Source organism: Clostridium homopropionicum DSM 5847 (assembly GCF_001263795.1).
Lineage (GTDB): Bacteria > Bacillota > Clostridia > Clostridiales > Clostridiaceae > Clostridium_H > Clostridium_H homopropionicum.
The window spans coordinates 38,223-61,407 of the sequence record NZ_LHUR01000027.1 but is presented as its reverse complement, the minus strand read 5'-3'; the positions used below and the strand labels follow the sequence as shown (position 1 = coordinate 61,407).

36 protein-coding genes are annotated in these 23,185 nt (G+C 29.2%); 35 read left to right on the top strand and 1 reads right to left on the bottom strand.

Annotated features, from left to right (window positions below):
* Nucleotides 1-202: 202 nt before the first annotated feature.
* The 34 genes from CLHOM_RS11450 (at nucleotide 203) to CLHOM_RS11295 (ending at nucleotide 22,044) form a co-directional block, all read left to right on the top strand.
* Nucleotides 203-1,651, top strand: a complete 1,449-nt coding sequence (locus CLHOM_RS11450) for a TROVE domain-containing protein (protein ID WP_052221831.1) — start codon at nucleotides 203-205, stop codon at nucleotides 1,649-1,651.
* Between the two features lie 86 nt (nucleotides 1,652-1,737).
* Nucleotides 1,738-1,881 carry a hypothetical protein gene (locus tag CLHOM_RS18360; RefSeq protein WP_161803219.1) on the top strand — a complete coding sequence of 48 codons (144 nt, stop codon included), beginning with the start codon at nucleotides 1,738-1,740 and terminating at the stop codon, nucleotides 1,879-1,881.
* A gap of 130 nt (nucleotides 1,882-2,011) precedes the next feature.
* Complete coding sequence (locus CLHOM_RS11445) at nucleotides 2,012-2,821, top strand: GNAT family N-acetyltransferase (RefSeq protein ID WP_052221830.1); 810 nt, start codon at nucleotides 2,012-2,014, stop codon at nucleotides 2,819-2,821.
* Nucleotides 2,822-2,975: 154 nt separating this feature from the next.
* A complete protein-coding gene (locus tag CLHOM_RS11440; protein ID WP_052221829.1) occupies nucleotides 2,976-3,422 on the top strand; it encodes a GNAT family N-acetyltransferase in 447 nt (148 codons plus the stop codon).
* A 414-nt stretch (nucleotides 3,423-3,836) separates the two neighbouring features.
* Nucleotides 3,837-4,229 (top strand): tautomerase family protein, encoded by a 393-nt coding sequence (locus CLHOM_RS11430; RefSeq protein WP_052221827.1) that lies wholly within the window; start codon nucleotides 3,837-3,839, stop codon nucleotides 4,227-4,229.
* Nucleotides 4,230-4,304: 75 nt separating this feature from the next.
* Nucleotides 4,305-4,919, top strand: coding sequence for a nucleoside/nucleotide kinase family protein (locus CLHOM_RS11425; RefSeq protein ID WP_052221826.1), 615 nt, complete (start codon nucleotides 4,305-4,307; stop codon nucleotides 4,917-4,919).
* 38 nt (nucleotides 4,920-4,957) lie between these two features.
* Nucleotides 4,958-5,086 carry a hypothetical protein gene (locus tag CLHOM_RS18810; protein WP_278321733.1) on the top strand — a complete coding sequence of 43 codons (129 nt, stop codon included), beginning with the start codon at nucleotides 4,958-4,960 and terminating at the stop codon, nucleotides 5,084-5,086.
* 70 nt (nucleotides 5,087-5,156) lie between these two features.
* On the top strand, nucleotides 5,157-5,360 hold the full coding sequence (locus tag CLHOM_RS17930) for an NUDIX hydrolase (protein WP_074782825.1): 204 nt from the start codon (nucleotides 5,157-5,159) through the stop codon (nucleotides 5,358-5,360).
* A gap of 85 nt (nucleotides 5,361-5,445) precedes the next feature.
* On the top strand, nucleotides 5,446-6,558 hold the full coding sequence (gene aroB / locus CLHOM_RS11420; RefSeq protein WP_052221825.1) for a 3-dehydroquinate synthase: 1,113 nt from the start codon (nucleotides 5,446-5,448) through the stop codon (nucleotides 6,556-6,558).
* A gap of 355 nt (nucleotides 6,559-6,913) precedes the next feature.
* Nucleotides 6,914-7,042 carry a hypothetical protein gene (locus CLHOM_RS18805; protein ID WP_278321732.1) on the top strand — a complete coding sequence of 43 codons (129 nt, stop codon included), beginning with the start codon at nucleotides 6,914-6,916 and terminating at the stop codon, nucleotides 7,040-7,042.
* Nucleotides 7,023-7,541, top strand: a complete 519-nt coding sequence (locus CLHOM_RS11415; RefSeq protein ID WP_200903914.1) for a methyltransferase domain-containing protein — start codon at nucleotides 7,023-7,025, stop codon at nucleotides 7,539-7,541. The genes CLHOM_RS18805 and CLHOM_RS11415 overlap by 20 nt, the downstream gene beginning before the upstream one ends.
* Nucleotides 7,542-7,570: 29 nt before the next feature.
* The gene (locus tag CLHOM_RS11410) at nucleotides 7,571-8,104 is read left to right on the top strand and encodes a GNAT family N-acetyltransferase (protein WP_052221824.1); all 534 of its coding nucleotides are present in this window, start codon (nucleotides 7,571-7,573) and stop codon (nucleotides 8,102-8,104) included.
* 90 nt (nucleotides 8,105-8,194) lie between these two features.
* Nucleotides 8,195-8,614: an NUDIX hydrolase gene (locus tag CLHOM_RS11405; RefSeq protein WP_052221823.1), complete on the top strand. Its 420-nt coding sequence runs from the start codon at nucleotides 8,195-8,197 to the stop codon at nucleotides 8,612-8,614.
* 44 nt (nucleotides 8,615-8,658) lie between these two features.
* Complete coding sequence (locus tag CLHOM_RS11400; protein WP_052221822.1) at nucleotides 8,659-9,696, top strand: S66 family peptidase; 1,038 nt, start codon at nucleotides 8,659-8,661, stop codon at nucleotides 9,694-9,696.
* A gap of 29 nt (nucleotides 9,697-9,725) precedes the next feature.
* A complete protein-coding gene (locus tag CLHOM_RS11395; RefSeq protein ID WP_052221821.1) occupies nucleotides 9,726-10,199 on the top strand; it encodes an NUDIX hydrolase in 474 nt (157 codons plus the stop codon).
* A complete protein-coding gene (locus CLHOM_RS11390) occupies nucleotides 10,172-10,600 on the top strand; it encodes a hypothetical protein (protein ID WP_052221820.1) in 429 nt (142 codons plus the stop codon). The genes CLHOM_RS11395 and CLHOM_RS11390 overlap by 28 nt, the downstream gene beginning before the upstream one ends.
* A gap of 255 nt (nucleotides 10,601-10,855) precedes the next feature.
* The gene (locus CLHOM_RS11385; protein WP_052221819.1) at nucleotides 10,856-11,257 is read left to right on the top strand and encodes a hypothetical protein; all 402 of its coding nucleotides are present in this window, start codon (nucleotides 10,856-10,858) and stop codon (nucleotides 11,255-11,257) included.
* Nucleotides 11,258-11,316: 59 nt separating this feature from the next.
* On the top strand, nucleotides 11,317-12,195 hold the full coding sequence (locus CLHOM_RS11380; protein WP_052221818.1) for a hypothetical protein: 879 nt from the start codon (nucleotides 11,317-11,319) through the stop codon (nucleotides 12,193-12,195).
* A gap of 43 nt (nucleotides 12,196-12,238) precedes the next feature.
* Entirely contained in the window at nucleotides 12,239-12,523 is a 285-nt protein-coding gene (locus tag CLHOM_RS11375) for a hypothetical protein (protein WP_052221817.1), read from the top strand.
* Nucleotides 12,524-12,538: 15 nt separating this feature from the next.
* Nucleotides 12,539-13,390, top strand: a complete 852-nt coding sequence (locus CLHOM_RS11370; protein ID WP_052221816.1) for a GNAT family N-acetyltransferase — start codon at nucleotides 12,539-12,541, stop codon at nucleotides 13,388-13,390.
* Between the two features lie 40 nt (nucleotides 13,391-13,430).
* Nucleotides 13,431-14,000 carry a hypothetical protein gene (locus CLHOM_RS11365; RefSeq protein ID WP_052221815.1) on the top strand — a complete coding sequence of 190 codons (570 nt, stop codon included), beginning with the start codon at nucleotides 13,431-13,433 and terminating at the stop codon, nucleotides 13,998-14,000.
* Nucleotides 14,001-14,014: 14 nt separating this feature from the next.
* Nucleotides 14,015-14,578 carry a GNAT family N-acetyltransferase gene (locus CLHOM_RS11360; protein ID WP_052221814.1) on the top strand — a complete coding sequence of 188 codons (564 nt, stop codon included), beginning with the start codon at nucleotides 14,015-14,017 and terminating at the stop codon, nucleotides 14,576-14,578.
* Between the two features lie 18 nt (nucleotides 14,579-14,596).
* Nucleotides 14,597-15,145, top strand: a complete 549-nt coding sequence (locus CLHOM_RS11355) for a GNAT family N-acetyltransferase (RefSeq protein WP_052221813.1) — start codon at nucleotides 14,597-14,599, stop codon at nucleotides 15,143-15,145.
* A gap of 13 nt (nucleotides 15,146-15,158) precedes the next feature.
* Nucleotides 15,159-15,590 (top strand): GNAT family N-acetyltransferase, encoded by a 432-nt coding sequence (locus CLHOM_RS11350; protein WP_052221812.1) that lies wholly within the window; start codon nucleotides 15,159-15,161, stop codon nucleotides 15,588-15,590.
* 120 nt (nucleotides 15,591-15,710) lie between these two features.
* On the top strand, nucleotides 15,711-16,319 hold the full coding sequence (locus CLHOM_RS11345; RefSeq protein ID WP_052221811.1) for a transglutaminase-like domain-containing protein: 609 nt from the start codon (nucleotides 15,711-15,713) through the stop codon (nucleotides 16,317-16,319).
* Between the two features lie 25 nt (nucleotides 16,320-16,344).
* Nucleotides 16,345-16,881, top strand: a complete 537-nt coding sequence (locus CLHOM_RS11340) for a CDP-alcohol phosphatidyltransferase family protein (protein ID WP_052221810.1) — start codon at nucleotides 16,345-16,347, stop codon at nucleotides 16,879-16,881.
* A 458-nt stretch (nucleotides 16,882-17,339) separates the two neighbouring features.
* Complete coding sequence (locus CLHOM_RS11330; protein WP_052221808.1) at nucleotides 17,340-17,903, top strand: histidine phosphatase family protein; 564 nt, start codon at nucleotides 17,340-17,342, stop codon at nucleotides 17,901-17,903.
* 20 nt (nucleotides 17,904-17,923) lie between these two features.
* Nucleotides 17,924-18,436 carry a GNAT family N-acetyltransferase gene (locus CLHOM_RS11325; protein ID WP_052221807.1) on the top strand — a complete coding sequence of 171 codons (513 nt, stop codon included), beginning with the start codon at nucleotides 17,924-17,926 and terminating at the stop codon, nucleotides 18,434-18,436.
* 32 nt (nucleotides 18,437-18,468) lie between these two features.
* Entirely contained in the window at nucleotides 18,469-18,681 is a 213-nt protein-coding gene (locus CLHOM_RS11320; RefSeq protein WP_052221806.1) for a zinc ribbon domain-containing protein, read from the top strand.
* A gap of 203 nt (nucleotides 18,682-18,884) precedes the next feature.
* On the top strand, nucleotides 18,885-19,406 hold the full coding sequence (locus CLHOM_RS11315) for an HXXEE domain-containing protein (RefSeq protein ID WP_242846775.1): 522 nt from the start codon (nucleotides 18,885-18,887) through the stop codon (nucleotides 19,404-19,406).
* A 69-nt stretch (nucleotides 19,407-19,475) separates the two neighbouring features.
* Nucleotides 19,476-19,880: a DUF3795 domain-containing protein gene (locus CLHOM_RS11310; protein WP_052221804.1), complete on the top strand. Its 405-nt coding sequence runs from the start codon at nucleotides 19,476-19,478 to the stop codon at nucleotides 19,878-19,880.
* 58 nt (nucleotides 19,881-19,938) lie between these two features.
* Complete coding sequence (locus CLHOM_RS11305; RefSeq protein WP_052221960.1) at nucleotides 19,939-20,622, top strand: cyclase family protein; 684 nt, start codon at nucleotides 19,939-19,941, stop codon at nucleotides 20,620-20,622.
* Nucleotides 20,623-20,745: 123 nt separating this feature from the next.
* Nucleotides 20,746-21,258, top strand: a complete 513-nt coding sequence (locus tag CLHOM_RS11300) for a GNAT family N-acetyltransferase (protein WP_052221803.1) — start codon at nucleotides 20,746-20,748, stop codon at nucleotides 21,256-21,258.
* Nucleotides 21,259-21,537: 279 nt separating this feature from the next.
* Nucleotides 21,538-22,044, top strand: coding sequence for a hypothetical protein (locus CLHOM_RS11295; RefSeq protein ID WP_052221802.1), 507 nt, complete (start codon nucleotides 21,538-21,540; stop codon nucleotides 22,042-22,044).
* 107 nt (nucleotides 22,045-22,151) lie between these two features.
* Here the strand turns inward: CLHOM_RS11295 and CLHOM_RS11290 are convergent, their stop codons facing one another.
* Nucleotides 22,152-22,436, bottom strand: a complete 285-nt coding sequence (locus CLHOM_RS11290; protein WP_052221801.1) for a TIM barrel protein — start codon at nucleotides 22,434-22,436, stop codon at nucleotides 22,152-22,154.
* A 143-nt stretch (nucleotides 22,437-22,579) separates the two neighbouring features.
* On the opposite strand from CLHOM_RS11290, the gene CLHOM_RS11285 reads away from it, so the two are divergent.
* On the top strand, nucleotides 22,580-22,879 hold the full coding sequence (locus tag CLHOM_RS11285) for a cupin domain-containing protein (protein ID WP_052221800.1): 300 nt from the start codon (nucleotides 22,580-22,582) through the stop codon (nucleotides 22,877-22,879).
* Nucleotides 22,880-23,185 lie beyond the last annotated feature (306 nt).

Below are 23,185 nucleotides of genomic sequence, written 5' to 3'. Positions count from 1 at the left end.
GCTCAGTTGGTAGAGCACATAATACTTGAATAGCTTTTCTCCCTCAAAGTTTCTAAAATAAAAGCTCGGGTAGTGAAGGAAAGTGTTACTTCTTGGTAGGGATTTTTGATCCGCAGTTCGAATCTGCAAATACACGTCCAATTTTCTCCCGAGCGAAAATTTAAAAAATGAAGCTTAAGTAATTATACTAGGAGGTGTTACAATGTCAAAATTTAATTGGATAAGAACAGAGAAAACTTTGAATATATCAGGTCATGAGGCTTATGAAATGAAAAGTAAAGAAAAATTGGTTACACAGGTGTTAACTAGTTTGTTTAATGAAGATAAATTTTACGGAGATAATTCAGAGACCTTGGTTCAAACTGTTAGGGAAGTTATAAAGGAAGATCCAAGATTTGTAGCAAACCTCTGTATATATGCAAGGAAAGAAATGCATTTAAGGAGCATATCTCATGTACTAATTGGAGAGCTTGCAAGATTTCAGTCTGGAAAAGCTTATGTTAGAAGAGCCATGAACAAAAGTATTGAAAGAGTAGATGATATGACTGAAATACTGTCATATTACATTAATACTTATGGTAAGCCAATACCAAATTCTATGAAGAAGGGGCTTTCTGATAGACTATCTACATTTGATGAATATCAATTAGCTAAATACAACCGAGATGGTTCGGTTAAGATTAAGGATATAATGTGCATAGTGCATCCTAAGGCAAAAGATGAGAAACAGAATGATATGTATAAAAGATTACTTGAAGGTAAACTGGAAACTCCAATTACATGGGAAACTCAGCTTTCAGCAAGAGGGAATTCTAAGGAAGTTTGGGAAGAACTTATTGAAAACAAGAACCTGGGATATATGGCTATGCTGCGCAATTTGAGAAATATAATAAAGGCTAATGTATCAAATATAAATAAGGTATATGAGTTTTTAGCAGAAAAGCATAACGTTGAAAAGAGCAAGCTACTTCCATTTAGATATTATTCAGCCTACAAGATGTTAATGAGAGAAGGAATAGGTACTTCAAGGATTTTCGATACTTTAGAAACAGCCATAAAGCATTCTACAGCAAATATTGAAAAGCTTTTAGGTAAGACTCTAATCTCTGCAGATGTATCTGGTTCAATGAATTGTCCTATAAGCAAGAAAAGTAATATGACCTGCGCTGAAATAGCTGTTCTAATGATGGCACTGGCTAATTATATATGTGAGGAAACTATAACAACTACATTTGATACTAACATTTATATGAGCAATTTATCAACTTCAAATGGAATAATAGCCAATGCTAATTCTATAAGGGTACAAGGTGGTGGCACAGATATTTCTTTGTCAATAAGGTACTTACTACGTAATAAGATTTTTGTAGACAGAATTATAATTCTATCAGACAATGAAATAAATCGTGGCTATAGAGTAGTATGCCAAAAGTATGTAGATGAGTACAGGCGTAAGATTAATCCAGAGGTATGGATTCATGCTATAGATATGCAAGGCTATGGAACGCAACAGTTCTCTGGAAACAAGGTTAACTTAATAGCCGGTTGGAGCGAAAAAACGCTAGATTTTATCAATAAAGTAGAGCAAGGAAGAGACAATTTAGTAAGCAAGATTGAGAATTACTATTTTAGTGAGAACTTTATATCTTAACACATTTAATGGTCATCAGTTTTAATTGATGGCTTTTTATATTTGAAAATGTGTAATATTATGATTTATAATCGATTTATAGAAGGATGAATAATAGATTATCTAATTTATATGATAAAAATAGAAAGCCTCTAGGGAAAACTCATAAAATAGAACAGTTGTGTCACGACAGGCTATTAGTTCTAACAGTTATAGAAAGATTATTATTCGGATGTAAGTGTTTTCAGTAAATGTGGTAAATCAATAGCAATAAACTATACAGACAGCCTAATAGGAAAAGAATATTCATATTTAAGGACTGATGCTTTAAAGGATTTACTTGAACATATAAAATAGGTTATAAAAAGGAATGATTAAAACATGAAAATTATTGAAGCAACTTTAAAGGACTTTAATACAGTACATGAAATTGTTCATACAACAATAACTAAGATTTATCCACTTTATTATCCAATAGATGTAGTGCAATTTTTTCTTAATCATCATTCTATTGATAATATTAAAAATGCTTTAGCTGTAGAATACATATTACTTATTGAGCTTCAGGGAAGAATTATTGGAACAGGTTCAATTTTTAAAAATGAAATTAAGAGAATGTTTATTCTTCCTGAGTTCCAAGGGAGAGGATATGGATCAGTGTTATTAAAGGAACTTGAGCATAATGCAGAAAATGAAGGCTATGATACGATTATTCTAGATGCTTCACTGCCTGGCTATAGTTTATATGAAAAAAGAGGATATACATCTGTAAAATATAATAAAGTTGTTACACCGAAAGGACATGTACTTTGCTATAATCAAATGTTAAAAGCAGTTAAAAACTCAAATTTTTTAATTGATTACAATAATCGTATATTCACTTCAATTTCAAATAGCGATAATGGCGAAGTTTCAAATAAAACTATATTTAAATATAATCAACAAGATAATATTATATGGGCAGAGTATTTTGGTGGAGAAATAGTTAAAGGATATTTAATAGGAACTTCAGATATAGACGGTAAGCTTGATTTTTGTTACCAACATATAAACACGGGAAAACAAATTCGAACCGGTAAATGTAATTCCACGCCAGAAATTTTGAATGATGGACGAATTAAATTGTTTGAAGAGTGGGAGTGGACAAATGGTGATATTTCTAAGGGCAGCTCAATTATAGAGGAAATCTAAATATATAAAGCAAGTCAACAGCTGTCTAAGCTTCTAGGATTGGAAATTCGAAATGTTAGCTGCAATTCCTAACAAAGTTTTATAAAATGCTTTTAAATCAAGTAATTCATAGAAATTGAAAAGTTAATATCCAAATGAAAAAGGAGGGCTTATAATGTCAGAAGTAGCAAGGTTGATAAAGTATGATGAACTAGACCAATTGTTATGCTTATATAAGCAATTACATCCTGAAGATCCAGACGTACAGGATAATAAGGAATTAAAAAGCGTTTGGGATTCAATATATAACGATCCAAATCAATATTATATTGTTATCGAAGTAGACAGTAAAATAATTTCTTCATGTAATTTATCTATTATAAAAAATCTCACTCGTAATTTACGGGCGTATGGATTAATAGAAAATGTTATTACTGATCTAAATTATCGAAAAAAGGGATACGCAACAAAAACATTAAATATGGCGCTAGAAATTGCAAAAGCCAATGATTGTTATAAGGTTATGCTTTTAACTGGGTCAAAAAAAGATGAAACACTAAGATTTTATGAACAGGTAGGATTTATTAAAGGATTAAAAACAGGCTTTATCAAAAATCTTTAAGGAAATTAATTTAATGCTGCAATATATTTTGAAAGGGAATTCTAATATGCATGAGAGAGTACATATAAAAAAATTAATATGTATTACAATAGTAAGTTTTATTTTATTAACATTAATGAGTATTCGATGGATACCATTTAATTTTCCAACAGCATCATGGTATATGGTATTATATTGGCAAGTTCGAGAACAGTTATTTAGTACACATAAATATTTTTATGTATTTTTATTTATATCATTTATATTAGGACTTTTATTTTCTATAAGATTAAAAGGTATATGGGGAAAAATTCAAAAAATGGCATTTTACTTTATTGTATTTATTTGGATTTGGATAATGTATTTTGAGAATTCAGTTGGTTAATATTTATTTAAATTATAAGTTAATTTGAAATGTAAGGGGGATTTAATTATATGCCATTAGTTAAAGTAGAAATTATTAAAGGGAAAAGTGCGGAGTACAAGAAGGCGGTTCTGGATGGTATTCACTCAGCATTAGTGGAAGCTTTTAAAATTCCAGATTATGATAGAATGCAAAGATTATATGAATTGGAGAAAGAGAATTTTGAAATTGCTCCTACCAAAACAGAACAGTTTACTTTGATTGAAATAACTGCTTTTAAAGGAAGAAGTTTAGAGGCTAAAAAGCGTTTATATGCTACAATTGTAGATAATTTAGAAAAAGAACCAGGCATAAAAGGGACAGATATAACAATTGTAATTCATGAGCCATCTTTAGACAATTGGGGTATATGGGGTGGGAAACCAGCCAGTGAAGTTAATTTAGGTTTTAAAATTGATGTTTAGTCAATGGAGATGAAGGAATAGAAATATATACAATTTACAGAATGTATTTTAAAGAAAAGAAAAGGATATATTCATATGGACAGTATATTAGCTGAAATACAGAAAAATGTGTATCATAATAAAAATTATGTTGTTGGGATAGATGGGGGAACTGGTGCAGGAAAATCAACCTTGGTTCATAGTTTACAATGTCAACTTGAAAAATTAGGATTAAATACTATAACATTACATATAGACGACTTTATACATAAAAGGAATGTACGTTATGATAATTCAAAAGAGGAATGGCTTTGTTTTTATAATTTACAATGGAGGTACGACTATTTAACAAATGAAATTCTAATTCCTGCCAAGACTAATCAGGATATAAATAAAAATATAGAAATATATAATAAACAAATTGATGAATATAAAAATATTTCTATAATAGCTAAAGCACCCTATATTGTAATTTTAGAAGGAATTTTTTTGCAAAGAAAAGAGTTGGAAAAATTCTTGGATTATACAATTTTTATTGATATTCCCAGGAAGGAAAGATTAAAAAGGATATTGATTAGAGACACATATATAGGTGATGCGGAAGAAATAATTGATAAATATGAACGAAGATATTTTCCTGCTGAGGATTATTATATTAAAAAATATAATCCTATGAAGAGTGATGATATAATATATAAAATTTCAGATTAAGGGGTATTAAGCATTCTTAAAACTAGGGGGTAATTTATATGAATATGGATAATGTTAAAGGCATTTTATTTGATTCTGGGCGTACTCTTAATGTTCCAAGAACAGGACGTTGGTTTATTGCAGCTAATTTTAAAAGAATTATTGAATTTGCTTTAGTAAGGAGATAAAAAGTGGATAAGTGTGAAAAAGCAATAGTAACAGTTTCAGACAGATGAAGATGAGCGATATATTGTATTATTGTTTAAGACCGATAAATTTAAAGGTACTTTAACTTCTTCTGATGAAGGAGAAATGAAATGGATTGATAGAAACTCATTAAGTGATTATACATTAGTAAGTGATTTTATGGATTTATTAAAAGTTTTTGATTCGGATTTTTATAGTGAATTTATGTATGAGCGCAACAAATCAGGTGAAGATTGGTTAATTAGATTGTATTAATTACTCGCATGAGTAAATTCTTGTGACGCAGTTGTAGTAATCTACTAGGTAAAAATAATTTCTATAATAAGGATGAGAGATAAAAATGAGTAATTTTCATGTTGAATTAAAAAAAGTAATTGATGATTCTTATGATGTTGAAATTGGATTTAATCTTATCAATAAAATGATAGAAGATCTAAAGAATGGCTTAGTAAAAGGGATAAATAAGTTTGCAATAATAACTGATAGTGAAGTTGAAAAGTTATATGCAAATAAAGTATATGAGCAAATAAAGAATAGTGGACTTCAAGCTGATTTGTTTATGTTTCCAGCAGGAGAGAAAAATAAGACAAGAAGAACAAAAGAATTTATTGAAGACAGTATGTTAGAAAAGTCATATCGTAGAGACTGTTGCATTATTGCAGTCGGTGGTGGAGTAGTTACTGATTTAGCTGGTTTTGTAGCAGGTACATATGGAAGAGGTGTTCCTTTTATTAACTTTGCAACGACACACCTAGCTGCGGCAGATGCTTCAATTGGTGGGAAAACTGCGGTTGATACAGATCTTGCTACTAATCTAATAGGTTTAATAAATCAGCCAGTTAAAGTGTATATAGATATTGCAGCTTGGAAGACGTTACCTAAAAGACAACTTATAAGCGGATTAGCAGAAACCATAAAACATGCTTGTATAGCAGATAAATCTTTTTTTGAATTTATTGAGAATAACTTAGAAAGCATTTTAAATTGTAATTTTGATGCATGTGAGCATATAGCAAAAAGAAACTGTGAGATAAAGTATAATGTGGTTATGAATGATGAAAAAGAAAAAAGCCTTAGGGAAATTTTAAACTTAGGACATACTGTGGGTAGAGCAATTGAAACTGTAAGTGATTATAAACTGCTTCATGGAGAAGCATTATCAATTGGTATAGTGGCACAGGTTAATTTAGGAAATAAACTCGGATATATAAATGACGAAGATAGAGATAGAGTTATTACTTTGCTAGAAAGAGCTTGCTTACCAATTACAATACCAGATTATATAGATTTAGAAAATCTTATCAAAAAATTATATACTGATAAGAAAGTTAGAGATGGCAAAATAAGATTTGTATTTCAAAAGGGAATAGGTGATGTTCAAAAATTTGGAAACGACATATATGCTATACCTATTGATGAGAGTGAAATAAAAGAAATACTTGAAAAAATGTAATTATACTAACTATGAGAATACTGTGTGATTGAATTAATTCACCTTTTTATTATAAGGTGTAACAATACTGTATTTCTATTATATATTCTTATATAAAGAATGTTATTTTAGTAATATTTAAGAAATATCAGGTGGCAATTTAATGGGAATAATAATGGTGATTTTTTTATTTTTGTAGTTTACAAAATATTGCAAATCATAATTCTTTTGATAGTTATACTGATCATTGTTCATCAGACAATTGCTGTGATCAGAGCTGTTCAGATAACAATTGTGACTGCGGAGACTCAGATGGAAGCGGTTGTGATTAAAAATAATTTATATAACTTATATTTATAGACAGGAGATAATGAGAATGTTAGATAGAAAAGGTTTTGATTTATGGGCAGATGATTATGATAAGAGCGTAAATTTAAGTGAGGAAAGCAATGAATATCCCTTTGCAGGCTATAAAGATGTATTAAATTATATTTATTCAGGCTAGGGAAAAAGATAATGCTAAGGTTTTAGATATTGGATTTGGAACTGGAATTTTAACTACCCAGCTATATAATTCTGGCTGCAATATTACAGGTATTGATTTCTCAAGTAATATGATTGATATTGCAAAGCAGAAAATGCCCAATGCAACGTTAATAAATTGGGACTTTACTAAAGGCTTACCATATGAAATTAGAAATTATAAATTTGATTATATTATTAGCACCTATGCAATTCATCATTTAAAAGATAAAGAAAAAGTTGACTTTATAAAATCACTTTCTACTTTACTATTTGAAAAAGGGAAGATACTTATAGGTGATATATCTTTTGAGACAAGCAGTGAATTTGAAAAAAGTAAGGAAAAATACAAGGAATACTGGGATAATGATGAAGTTTATTTCATAGCAGAAGAAATTAAAAAAGATCTAAATTATAAATATTTTTATGAGTATACAAAAATATCTCACTGTGCTGGAGTATTAACTATTTCAAACAGATAAATTTAATGAATAATAAGGAGCTATATTTAATGAAAGAAATGAAGGTTAATAATGAAAAAGTATTAATTAGAAAGGCTAAAAAATCAGACGCTAAATCATTAATAGAATATCTTAATGTAATTGGTGGTGAATCGGATTTTTTAACCTTTGGAAGAGATCAGTTCGGGAGAAGTATTGAACAGGAAGAAGAATATATTGATAATTCCTTGAAAAAGGAAAATGCATTATTCATTATAGCAGAGGTAAATGGGAAAGTGGTTGGAAACTTAAACTTTTCTGGAGGAACAAGACAGAGAAATGCTCATGTTGGAGAGTTTGGCGTAAGTATACTTAAAGCATATTGGGGAAATGGGATTGGCGAAGAATTAATAAAATATTTAATTAAATGGAGTAAAAATTCTGGATTAATTAGAAAAATTAATTTGAGAACTAGAACAGATAACACGCGAGGCATATCTTTATATAAGAGGCTTGGCTTCTTAGAAGAAGGAGTTTTAAAAAGAGATTTTTTAATTAATGGTGAGTTCTATGACTCTTTGCAAATGGGATTAATAATCGATTGAAGCATATTTTAAAAGAAAGTTTAAGATAGACATTATATATTTATAATACGAATTCTAATATAAAACATAAATTAGGGAGAAAGAATTATTATGGAAGATAAAAAAATATATTTTGCAGTTAAAGCTTTTATACTCAACGAAGGCAAATTTTTGATTATGCATAAAACAGGAGTAGAAGAGAATGTCTGGGAACTACCTGGAGGAAGAATGGAATTTGGAGAAACTGCTGAAGAAACTTTGGAAAGACAAATATTAGAGGAGGCAGGTCTTTTAGTTACTCCGATTAGAGTTTTAGATACTTGGAATTTTCTGGCTGAAAATTATCAAATTACAGGAATTATATATCTATGTAAAGCTAAAAATTATGAGGTTAAAGTATCATACGAACATGATAAATATAAATGGATTGATGCAGATATTAATTCTATAACCGATATGCACAAAGTTTTTAGTGAAAAAATGGCAAGATGGAATTGGAAGAATGTTAATTTTGAACCAGCTATAGGTTGAATACATATGAGACAAGCTGAAGATAAGAAAGTGGGAAGATAGATATGAAAACATTGAAGAAACCTTGTAAGTTAAACCGTGGAGATAAAATAGCATTAGTTAGTTTGTCATGGGGAGGTGCAGGTGATGCCGATATACTATGGCGCTACAACCAAGGGAAAGAACGCCTTCAACAGGTTTTTGGCTTAGAAGTTATTGAAATGAAGCATACTCTTGCAGGAACAGAATTTATATATAATCATCCGGAAAAACGAGCTGAGGATTTAATGAATGCATTTCAAGATAATTCAATCAAAGGTATTATTGCTTGTATTGGAGGAATTGAAAGTATACGTATGCTACCATATATAGATTTTAATATCATTAGTAATAATCCAAAGATTTTTATGGGATATTCTGATAGTACAACAACGCATTTATTTTGCTATAAGGCAGGTATATCAAGTATTTATGGGCCAACTCTATTGGTTGATTTTGCAGAAAATGTGTCAATGAATCAATATACTATTGAATATCTAGAAAAAACATTGTTTAGTTCAGAAGCCATAGGAAAAATTGAACCTACATTGGAATGGACAAGTGAATATTTGCCTTGGGAAGAAAAAAACAAGTTAATTCAAAGAAAGTATAAAACCAATCATGGCTATGAGCTTTTACAAGGCAAGGGAATTGTGCAGGGGCATTTAATTGGAGGGTGCTTTGAAGTATTAGATATGCTTCGAGGAACAGAAGTTTTTCCGAAACTTGAGGATTTTGATGACTCCATTTTATTTTTAGAGACATCAGAAGAAAAACCACCAGCATGGTACATTGAATGTGGACTAAGAAACTATGGTATTAACGGAATATTAGACAGAATAAAAGGTATTGTTTGGGGCAAGCCTCAAGATGAAGAATATTACGAGGAATATAAAATGGCAATAAAAAAGGTTATGAAAGAATTTCATAAAGAAGATCTATCTATTCTATATAATATGAACTTTGGCCATACAGAGCCTAAAATATGCCTTCCCTATGGTGCTTTAGCAGAAATTGATTGTAATAATGTATCATTTTCGATTTTAGAAGCTGCAGTTATATAAATATTGATGCAAAAAATTGAGAGGTAATTATGATAAAGGTAAATTTTTATGATTTAAATGAGGAATTGAATAGCAAGCTTTTATATGCAGTCATTATGGCAAGATACAAAGGGAAATGGATATTTGTAAAGCATAAAGAGAGAACTACATGGGAAATTCCAGGTGGTCATAGAGAGGAAAATGAATATATTAATAACGCTGCTTCCAGAGAATTATTTGAAGAAACAGGAGCAAAATGTTTTGATATTAAGCCAGTATGCATTTATTCAGTAGATAATGGAGAAAGTGAAACATTTGGACAACTATTCTGCGCTGAAATTACGCACCTTGAAGAATTACCCGATTCTGAAATAGGCGAAATTAAGTTGTTTGATAGTATACCTAAAAATCTTACTTATCCTTTAATTCAGCCCCATCTATTCAAAAAGGTAGAAAAGTACTATACACTAGATATTAATAGGAGTGAAAAATTTATATGTCGAAGAAATCAGCAGCAACAATAATTATATTAACCCTATGCCTTTGTGCATCAATATGTATTTTAGGATATAAGAATTTGAGCCTTAAAATTGAGACAAAAGGGGGGCTTGAAACCAGTAGTTTGAGTTATTTATTAGCCGATAATAATGGCGAGTCGGAATATTCTTATTCAGTTGAACTAACTAACACAAATGGAAAGGATATTTTTATAAAAACTATTGAACCATCCATTAATGAGTCAATAAAGAATAAAATATTAAGTAAGGAAACGACAGTTATTGTAAATAAAAATATTAAACCTAATGGTAAAATTCAAGTTAATGGGAAAATAATTATTGATACTAGTGAAATATTTGCGCAAGATATACAAAACCTTATTACTGATATAAAGATTTCAACAGAAGAAACTGTAAAGCTTAAATAGTTTATTATATGCAACTTCAGCTTCAAACAATTATTCTTCAATTAAGCTTTTGGAATGGAATAAGTAATATTTATTTAGCCTTAGATTCAATATTTTGCAATAGTCCTTTACTGGGGGACTATTTTTTCATAGTATTATGTAAAATTGTGGTTTATAATCTATATATAGTATACGAATCCAAGTAGCACCTAAATATATTAGAAGGAATATTTGTATATTATGGAATGGAAGTAATACTAGACAGGAGGATGAATTATGATGTTGACTGTAATGGATATTACAATGACGGTTATTGCCATAGCTTCAATATTAATAATAGTATTATTTGATATTAATAGATATAAGAATGGTCAATACAATTCATTAATATTTAGGTTTAGAGAAGGGTCTGAAGGATGTTTCAAAGAGAGGATAGCATATTTTGTGGTTATTATATCAACTATAATGATTAAAAATATTTTAGCTTATTTCATTTTTTCTTTGGGACTTTTAAGCTTTCTAATAGTGATGAATATATTAAATTTTAAGTCATATAAAATAAAAAAAGATAGAAGAATCATAATCCAAACAGCTATATTTAACATATCAATTTTAGGAGCTTTATTAATATCCCTTCCAAAACTAAGTGCTGGAGTATTAACTATTTCAAACAAGTAAATTTTCACATGACAAAAGTATAATAATTAAAAAGTTAATTAGTGAGGTAAATTGAAATAATGAGTAGATATGAAGTAAATAATTTAATTAAAAATTTGTCACAATCTATAACTTCAAAAAATTCCATAAAAAAATTAAAAGTTTGGGGGATAGCAGCTGTTATAGTAATATTAACTATAACAGTAGGAATATTAGAACACAAGGCAGATGAAAATTTTAAAAATAATGTACTAACCTTAAATGATATAGTTAAAGTGTTTAAAAAACAAAATATATATCTTAAGGAAGGTAAATTGAAATCAACTGATGATTTTGATTTAAAAGGAATAAAACCTTCTATTTATAAAATTGCCGATAATAAAGACACTATTTTAATATATATTTTCAAATCTTTTCAGGAAAGAGAAGAAGTATTAAATGAAACTAATAGATATAGTAACTCATATTCTTTTGAAGAAGTTCCCTATAATGCTAAAAATGCTCTTATTGTTTTCATTCCTTCTGAGATACCAAAGACTGAAGAGGATTTTATAAGTATTTTTAAGACAAGAGAATTAATTTCTAATACTGTATTTAAATTTCTGAATGATGGTAAAGAAAGAGTTTACAAAGGAGAAAGTGAGAATTGGGAAGGAACCTTTACTTTAAGATATTATGAGCATTGGATTGAAGATGAAAATGGACTTCACTATGATAGCTACAGTGCTCAATATCCTAAACTCAAATACAAAAAGACAGATATAGGCAGCGTAGGCCTAATTATCTTTGAATATGATACTACACATGGGAAAGGCAACTTTAACGGACTAGGACTTAATAAAGAAGGTTATGCAGATATTGGCGGCGGTGGTGGTTCAATGCTTGAGGAAAAAGCTGAGATTAAGTATACAATTAAATGGAAAGATAAAGAAGAGCATATAGTGCTTAAAGCACAATAGCTATAATATTTTAAATAATGAAATTTATAAGGAGAGATATTCAATGCAGTTATTTGATAAGTTAATAATCTTTTTTAATAAACAAGATATGTACATTGGATATTCAATAGAAGAGGTAGCTAAGGTAATAAATATTCTTAAAGAAAACAATATTAAGTATGCTTATAAGCTAATGAAACATTTAAGAGACAGAGATATGATAAGTTTTGAAAGAGTTGGAATGAACATGGAGTATGATGCACAATACACTATTTCCGTTAAGGAAAGAGATTATGAGGAAGCAAAATATCTCGTTAATAAGGTATTGCATGAAAAAAATGAAAATTAATATGAGGTGTATAGCATGATAATTGAAAAGACAAATAGATTAACAGGAGACCAAATGGCTAGTATTTTAAATTTAGAAAATGCTGCTTTTAAAGAAGATGCTTTAGAAAATTATGCTTTTTTATCAAATGAAATTAATTTTAATAAGGAACTGCCATGTTTCTACATGGGATATGAAAATAATGAATTAGTTGCTTTTTTAACTACTTTTATTCCAACTTCTTTCGAAGCTGAAATAAAAGCAGTTACACATCCCGAGCATAGGAGAAAAGGACACTTTAAAAAATTGTTTCAAACAGCCAGAGAAACATTACTTGCTGCAGGGGTAAACAAAGTTTTATTTGTTGTGGAACCTAAAAGTAAATCAGGTGCTTCTGTAATAAAAACCTTTGAAGATGTAAAATCACATCATTCTGAATACAAGATGTCTTATAGTAATTCAAAAGCTTTGATAGAATATCCTGAGCTACAGCTTATTCAGGTAAATAATGAAAATAGAGAGATATTTACAGAAATTACTCATGATGCTTTCCCTGAATTAGAGGGAGACAGTAATTTTATTGATGCTGTAATTAATTTTAAAAATAGAAAGGGATTTATAGTTTATAAAGAAGGAGTGCCTGTAGGAGTTTTTGATTTTAACTATAAAGAAGCAAGTTCTTTTCTTTATGGTCTAGGTATTGCAACACCGCATCGCGGAAAAGGATTTGGAAAGGAGCTAGTTAAAGCAGCGCTGATTGAGGGATTTAAAAAATCAGATAAAGTGGTGCTTGATGTGGACTCGGAAAACCCAAGGGCTTTTAATTTATATAAAAAGTGTGGCTTTCAGATTGATTTTCAAGTTGATTATTATAGATATGAATTTTAGAGGCATTTAAAATCTATGCTGTTTAAAATTGGAGGAATTTATGAAAAAGATAGCTAGCCTTGTTATTTTAGCAATAATGATTATTTTAGCTTTTATAATATTTAAATTTAATGATGGTGAAAAAACCATAGAAAAGGCAATAAGTTCTTCAAATCCAATAAAAATTATTTATGAAGAAAAAGCTGATAAAGGAAGTATAGTGTTTTATACAACAAAAGATTGGAATGATTTTTCAACATGTTTCGTAAGAAAAACGTTTAATGTTTATAAATATATATATGGAGGAACGGGAGATGTAAGAGTTTCAGCAAAAAAATTTGGTTTTTCTTATGCATATTATCCTAACATTGAAAAAACACCATTCCCTATATACTTCGGGATTATAGGTAATCCTGAAATTAAGAAAATAAAAGTTATTGAAAAGAAAAGGAATATTGAGGGAGAAGCAAAAATCATTAATGCTAAAGACGAAAGGATATGGCTTATGTATATGAATAAATTCCAAGGCTCAGATTTTGAGATTATTGGGCTTTCTGCAGATGGAAAAGAATTAATCAGAATTAAGGATAATATATCCCCGTGGTATGCTGAACAAAAGCCACTAAAATAGTAAGGAGAAATATGATGGAAGACACAAATTTATTTTTAAAGTTTCCGTTTATTGAAACAAGAGAGATTACTCTTAGAAAAATAGAAAAGTCAGATTTAGAGAATCTTTATCTAATATACAGTAATGAAAACATATTTAAATATAGACCAGGAAAAGCAAAAAAGAATATAGCTACCGTTGAAAATATGATTACTCATTTTGAAAGAGATTTTGGTAAAAAGAAAATCATATTTCTTGGAATTTATCTAAATGAAGATGTGAAAAAGCTTATTGGAGTGGCTGAAATATTTGATTTTGAGGAAAAAGTAAACATGGTCACAATTGGATACACCTTAAATGAAGATTACTGGGGACATGGGTTTGCTACTAAAACTGTAGAAGCATTATGTGATTATTTATTAAACACAGTGGGAGTGAATAGGGTACAAGCATTTGTCATGTCTAATAACATTAAGTCAAAAAATGTGTTGGAAAGAAGTGGATTTACAAAAGAAGGTACTATAAGGCAAGGGAAAATTTGGACAGGAAAAGGGCTTGTTGATTTAGATTTGTATTCATTCTTAAAAGCGGATTTATAATTAAAATGGAGGTAATAAATGATTATTGAAAGCAAAAGAATAGAAGACAAAGGTATAACCTGGACATTGCGATGCCCAACAAAGAGTGATGCAGCTGAATTATCTAAATTAAGATTTAAAATTGATGGAGAAACAGAAAATCTTGATAGGGAACCAGGTGAAGCTTTATTAACTCCAGAAGACTTTGAAAAAATAATCTATGAAGATTCAATAGCGGAAAAAACTTTATTTCTAGTTGCAGAAGTAGAAAGTAAAATTATTGGATTTACTCGCTGTGAAGGAAATAAACTAAGTAGATTCAGACATAAAGCAGAGTTTGGAATATGCATATCAAATGAATACTGGGGTTATGGAATTGGCAAAACACTACTAGAGAATATTTTATTATGGGCAGATACTACTGGAATTGAGAAAATTTCATTAAAAGTGGTACAAGCAAATAGAAAAGCAATTGAATTATATAAAAGGTATGGATTTGTAGAAGAAGGATTGCTAATAAAGGATCGTATACATAAAGATGGTAACTATTATAATACAGTTGTGATGGGAAGATTTGTAGATAAATAGAGGTGTAGAAAATATGGAAATAAGGATAATGACAATAGAAGATTATGAAGAAGTATACCAGTTGTGGACTTCAATAGATGGTATGGGAATGAGAAGCTTAGATGATTCAAAAGAAGGAATTGAAAAATTTATTAAAAGAAATCCTAGCTCTAACTTTGTTACCATTGAGAATAACAAAATTGTTGGTGTAATACTTTGTGGACATGATGGACGCAGAGGTTTTATTTATCATACTGCTGTAAATGAATCATTCCGCAAAAGAGGAGTTGGGAAAGCCTTAGTTGATGCTGTTATAAAGTCAATGCATATAGAAGGTATTAATAAAATTGCACTTGTTGCTTTTGAAAAAAACCAATTAGGGAATAAATTCTGGGAGTCTATTGGTTTTGAAGAAAGGACAGATTTAATATATCGAAACATAAGTATAAATAATGATAATAAATAGCTATGGAAAGTTAAAGGCTATTCCAAGCTGTGGAATAAAGTGATAATATTGTATGTAAAGTTAAATATAAATGAGTAACTGTTTTGCATTTAGAAATATTTATTCAATGGAGGAGAATAGATGGATTTTTTATTAGAATATGAAGATTTATCTAAATATTTATTAGCAAATAAGTATGTTGATTTTGGTAATATAACTATACAAAATAAAGCTAAAGAATTGTTTACAAATGATTCAAATGAAATTGGAAAAGTAAAAATTGCTTTCGAATATGTTAGGGATAAGATTTCACATTCTTGGGATATTCAAAGTGAGAGAGTTACAAGGACTGCGTCAGAAGTATTAAAGTATAAAGAAGGCATTTGTTATGCAAAGTCAATGTTACTTGCTGCACTTTTGAGATTCGAAGGCATACCAACTGGCTTCTGCTATCAGAAGCTAACATTAGGTGATACTCCAGATACGGGATACTGTATACATGCCTTAAATGCAGTGTTTATTTCATCTTTAAACACTTGGATTAGAATTGATGCTCGTGGAAATACAAATGGGAAAAATGCTCAATTCTTTATTGATAAGGAGCAACTTGCATTTCCGATTCGTCCAGAATATGCTGAAATTGATTATCCAACAATATTTGCTAATCCTATTAAAATCACAACTGAAACATTAGAAAACAATACTAACTGCATTGAAATGATTAAATATAAATTGCCTACAGCACTGTAAAGTTATTATTAGGCGGTGTAAGTGTATGAAATTTGTAGCAAATTATGTATCATTTAGTAGAATAATTTTTTCTTTGATTTTGCTTTATATTAAGCCATTAAGTTTATACTTTTATGTAATATATATTATTTGTGGATTCAGTGATATTTTAGATGGTTTCATTGCTAGAAAGACAGGAACGGCAAGTAAGCTTGGGGCAAAGCTTGATTCTATAGCTGATATGATAATGGTAGGTGTACTATTATTTTTGATTTACCCAATAGTAAATCCTGCAAGAGAAATTGTAATTTGGATTATTTTAATTGCCATCATTAGATTAGCTGCGATGATTGTAGCATTAAAAAAATATAAAACCTTTGCGAGTATTCACACTTATGGAAATAAAATTACAGGAATAGTGTTATTCATATTTCCTATATTACTTCTATATATTAATACAACTGTGTTGATGTACATAATTTGCCTTGTTGCAAGTATATCAGCAATTGAGGAATTTATTATTCAGCTTAAATCAAAACAACTAGATTTGAATAAAAAAGGTATACTTAGTAAATCTAAATAAATTAAAGGGGGTGGACAATCATTAATAAATATTATCGTCATTTAGCATTTGCATTTTTAATTGCCATATTACCAACTGTTGCAAATTTTAGCAATGCTTTATACGCTACTAGGTTAAATGCTTTAAATATTATTTCAACAATTCTATTTTTGGTAGCTTGGCTTATTTATGGGTTTTACAGCGGAATTAACAAAAATAAAAGTTATAGTATATTTGTTGGCGCATTTTGGGCTATTAATATTTTCATTATCATTTTTAAACATATTACAAATATAACAGCAGTGTATATTTTCCCAGTATTTTTTTCGTTTGTTCCAATGTATGGTTTATACTATTTTATTAAATCTAACGTTCCAGAACCTATAAACTATTGTATATTAATTTTGCCAATTATATTATTTTCTTTAATTGGATATATTGCAGGATTATTTTATAAAAGAGCAAAGTAGGAGATTACTATGAGAAAAGTATATTTTGTAAGACATGCAAAACCTAATTTTTCAGTTGTTGATGATTATAGCCGCCCTCTTACAGAAGAAGGCTGTAAAGATTGTAAAAAGGTAACAGAGTTTCTAAGTGAAAAAAGTATTACAAAAGTTTTTTCTAGCCCTTATAAGAGAGCAGTTGACACGGTAAAAGACTTCGCGGAGAGCTTAGGCCTAAATATCCATATTGTAGATGATTTCAGAGAAAGAAAGATTAATAATGGTTTGTGGATTGAGGATTTTAATGCATTTGCAAAAGAGCAATGGAGTAATTTCGACTATAAGCTGCCTGAGGGAGAGTGCTTAAAGGAGGTTCAAGAAAGAAATATAAAAGCTTTAATGAGTGTACTTGAAGAAAATATAGATGGAAATATTGCTATAGGATGTCACGGTACAGCATTAAGTACAGTAGTAAATTATTTCAATAATAGGTTTGGTTTAGCAGAATTCGATAGAATTAAAAATATTATGCCCTTTGTTGTTTGTTTAACTTTTGAAGGACGAGATATTATAAATATAGAAGAATTTATTCTTTAGTAATAATGGAGTGTAAAGCAATGACTAGTACAAAATTAGAGTCTAACAGGTTGGTTTTGAAGCCTTTATCATTCGATGAGTTATCATATATTAATGATAATACCCTTGAAAAAATTCAAATCCCAATTGAACAGGAAGCTTTATTAGGTCAAACTAAATTAGCAATATCAAGAAAATTGGACAAAATGAAAAATGCAGATAAAATGGCTCATGAATGGTTTACATATTGGTTAATTATTATCAAAAACAATTATAAAGGAATTGGGTTTATTGGTTTTAAAGGGATACCTAAGGAGGACGGAGGTGTAGAAGTCGGTTATTCTCTATCTCCAGGCTATAGAGAGAAAGGACTAATGACAGAAGCGTTATCTTTGTTAATAAATTGGGCTTCGAAATTCCATAATTGTATGGGAATAACAGCAACTAAAGTACTAAAAACAAATACTGGTTCAAATAAAGTATTAATTAATTGTAAATTCATACTAGAGAGTTCAATCAATGAATATAATAATTATATTTTACGTTTAAAATAGAATATATTAACTATATAAAGGGAGGTTTTAAAATGGAGCAAAAACAATATGTGTGTCCTAAATGTGGTAATATGCAATATGAGTCAGACCAATTTCAAGCAACAGGTGGAAATTTTGCAAAGATATTTGATGTACAAAATAAAAAATTTATAACTATCAGTTGCACAAAATGTGGCTATACAGAATTGTATAAAGATATGACATCTAGTGGATGGAATGTTTTAGACTTTCTTATGGGACGATAATAATACACACTTTTATTTCCTAAGTGTAAATTATATAGAATTTAGTAGTATGAGGGGAAATAAAACCTCCATCCGAGAATTAGGATAGGGGTTTTATTATTTCTCAAAATTGAACTTAAATAAAATATGAATATTAGAATATTTACCTATTAATTAAAATTAGTTGTATAATACATGCTAAGAGGTGAAGACAGGTGAATAATATGCAAGCAATTATATGGCTTTTTCCACTACTTTTTATGTTTCACGATTTTGAGGAAATGATATTTATGCAGGCATGGATAAGAAAAAATAAATCCTTTTTATATAATAAGTTCCCTAGATTATCAAAAAAATTATTCTACCATTTTGATAATATTACAACTGCATCCTTTGCATTAGGAGTAGCTGAAGAGTTCATCTTAATTAGCATAATTACAGTTACTTCTTATATAACTAATAGATATAATTTATGGACAGGCTTATTTATAGCCTTTACTTTACATTTGTTAATACACTGTTTCCAAGCATTAATAATAAGAAAATACATACCTACTGTTGTTACAAGCATTATATGTCTCCCTTTCTGCATTTATATTATTAAGAAGGTTGTGGAGATATTGCCATTAAATATAATCATTTTATATTCTATTTTAGGATTTGTTATTATGGTTATTAATTTAGTTTTTATTCATAAAATTATGGTTATATTTAATCAATGGTTAATCCAATATGAAAGAAAATAAAAACATATAGGATATTTACATGAAAGTATCAGTATAAATTGTGTATTTTAGGGTAAGGGAGATAAGGATATGGGATTTTCCAAAGAATTAATAGCGCCTTGTGGTATAAACTGTGGAGTTTGCATTGCTTACCTAAGAGAAAAAAATAAGTGCAGTGGCTGTATTACCATAGGTACCAATAAGGTAGCACATTGCAATAAATGCAGCATAAAGCTTTGTGAAGAACATAATAAATCTGAGTTCACATATTGTCACGAATGTGAAAAATACCCGTGCCCTAGATTGAGAAGACTTGAGAAAAGGTATGTTGAAAAATATCATCTAAGTGTTATAGATAATTTAAACACCATTAATAAATACGGTATAAGTGAATTTATTAAGCTGGAAATTGAAAAATGGAAATACAAAAACTGCGGAAAAGTATTATGTGTACATAAAAGCTATTGCTTAAACTGCAAAATGGACTACAGATAGTAGTGGCATACAGTGATAATATTTATTAGAGAATATATTAATGAAGGGTAGGGTGCAAATGAAAAAGTTTATTGATTTAAGTCATGATTTTGAAGATAATATGCCAGGGTTTAAAATAAAGAATGAAGATGGTTCGGTAACACAATATACTGCACATATTCATCCTTTTGTTACACATGAACAATCTTTACCAAAATATCAAGGTAAAGCTGCTTTTGAGATAACAGAAATATTATTCCAAACTTCTGTAGGTACTTATCTTGATTCACCATATCATCGTTATCCTGAGCTTAGAGATATTAGTGAAATAAAAATTGATGAAGTTATTCTCGAGGGTGTTGTTATTGATGTACGAGGTATAGAAAAATTTAACTGTGTTGATATAGATGTAATTACAGAGGAATTTGATCTAAAAGGAAAGGCTGTTTTATTCAATTTTGGATGGGATAAATATTGGGGACAAGAAGAATATTACGAATATCCATACATATCTGAAAGACTTATTGAATACTTAATTAATTCAGGCGTAAAACTTGTTGGGGTAGATACAATTAATGTGGATAGTTCAAAAATAATGGAACGCCCTGCACACACAAGATTTCTTAAAAATGGTATTCTAATAGTTGAAAACTTAACAGGTTTAGAGAATCTGTATGGTAAAAAATTTCGCTTTTTTGCAGTTCCTTTGAAGGCAAAGAAAGTTGCGGCTTTACCAATTAGAGCATTTGCAGAAGTTTTATGATATTATAAATTTGTAGGAGATTGAATCATACCTAGTGTATTTAAGGATTATATACACCCAAATGAATTACTAGAAAATGTAGTTTATCTAGGTGTGACTAATTGATGAGAAGAGGGGATAAAAATGATAAGAGAAGCAATGGAAAAGGATTTAACAGAGATATTAGAAATATATAATGAAGCTATATTGAATACAACAGCAATATATGCTTACAAAGCTCATACTATTGATGAAAGAAAACAGTGGTATGATAAAAAAATGCAAGAAGGGTATCCTGTATTAGTTTTTGAAGAAAGTGGTAAGGTAATGGGTTTTGCTACCTTTGGACCATTTAGAGCATGGCCAGCTTACAAGTATACTATTGAACACTCTATTTATGTTCATGACAAATATAGAAATAAAGGCATAGGAACTGCATTAATTAATGAAATAGTAAGGATTTCTAATGAAAGAGAATTTGCCACAATAGTTGCTGGAATTGATGAAGCAAATGAGAAGAGCATTAAACTGCATGAAAAGCTAGGCTTTAAGTATTCAGGAACTATACATAAAGCTGGATATAAATTTGGAAAGTGGCTTAATCTTGCTTTTTATCAATTAGAGCTTAAAGGTCCTAAAAATCCAGTAGAAGTATAGATTGAATAGGGTTTCGCAGTTTGTAACTAACTTATATCGGAGAAAACGAACAAATAATTGTTTGCACGTAAGGAAAAAAGCCGAGGAGATATTCTAATAATATCTCTTTAGGTTTTTTTATTTTTGATTACATTGGAGCGATACTGTAAAATATTGTTATAATAAATTCAAAAGTCAAATTGATAACTTATCATGGAAGAATTTATCTTAATATATATAATAATTGTGGGGAAATATAGTTTTGTAAAAACACTAATTTAATTACACTAGGAGGTTACTATGAAGAAATTTTTAAAGTATTTTTTATTCGCATTTGTTTTTGTATTACTTCAAGTATCTTTGAACAACATTGTAAATACTGTGGCTAATAAGGAAACTTTTGCTGCTTCTGCAAACTATGTTGAGAAGGAGAGACAATTTCCTATTCCAATGCTAGTAAAAACTGAACAGATTTCACCTAATCAAATCCAAATTAGTTATGATAGAGATGTTGATATGAAGTTAGGAACGAAGGCAACTAATTACTGGATTCAAGATACAATAAATGTTATACCAAAAGGTATAGCTACTCTTGGTAAAAATGATAAAGTTAATGCTAGAAATTCGCTTACTGATAGCAATGTTAAAATAGAATCAAAAAATGGTTCAGCAAAAACATTTGTATTAACTTTTACTGAAGATATTCCGAGTGGGGCAGAGTATAAATTAGTAATTTGTTATGTTACTGTTGAAGGAGCACCTCCTTATAGTGGAGATAATGGAACAGCTACATTTATTGGTAGATAATAAATGCTAAATTGACACTAAAAATAATAAGACATAATACCGTAATATTCATTAACGAATTTTACGGTATTTTTTAATAATCATAAATAATTTGCTTTTTAGTAGAATTAAAGCTTTAATAGTTCTGATACTACTATACCTGATGCTTTTGAGGGAAATAGTTCAAAACCTATGAATCCACCATACTTTAAGGAATTTAATACGTTAAAGATATTTGAAAAATTTATTTCACCTGTACCTGGTTCGTGTCTTCCAGGGACATCTGCAATATGGATATACCCTATATAATTAATGTATTCAATATAGCTAAAGCCTGCTTCTTCTACAAGCTTAAATCTCTCTTCAAAAGGAACTTCAGTAAAAATAGTTTCAATACATACTGACTTTTTCATTTTAAAACCTCCAAAAGTTATTCTAATAACTGTATTATACGATATATTAATTTTATAAAATCATCATAATGCGAAATTAAATTGACTACTTGGGAAAGGGAAGATATTATTGAATTATATTGAAAGGGAAAGAAAGAGTTAATATGTACAGCTTTGATAAAGAGTATGTGTTTGATTCTAGTCACATTAATGGAATGTATTTGGAAGAAAACTTTGGTAAGTACAGCATATCTTCAAAAGTTGGATTTTTCTGCAATTTCGATTTCAATCAAATTTCAAATCAACCTCATTTCCACAACTGTTTCGAGCTATATATTATAACTTCTGGAGAAGGTACTTTTAATTTTGATAAACAGTCATATTATATAAAAGAAGGAGATATATTTATTGCTGATCCAAATGTAATTCATGAAATTAGTGTAAATAATGTTCAGAACATTTGAAGCCTAGAACATTACAGGATTTTTCTATCCATTATTTCCTAAGCGGGCATAGAGTAACTTTAAGCTCACAAAAGCACTTACTAGCGTATTTATTATTTATTGATGCTTATTTCACTGCAAAACGAAGCCGTGGGTTTGCTATTGAGCAAGCATTGAAAAATCTTATACTAGAATGTCTAGATTCCTTATCATTCACAGTTTATTAGGTTGTTTAAAAAGTATATAGGTGTTACTCCAAAAAAAATATCAGCAGCTTCATGTATCTAAGGTAAAAGAATTTGGGAGAAGACGACAGGATATGCTAAG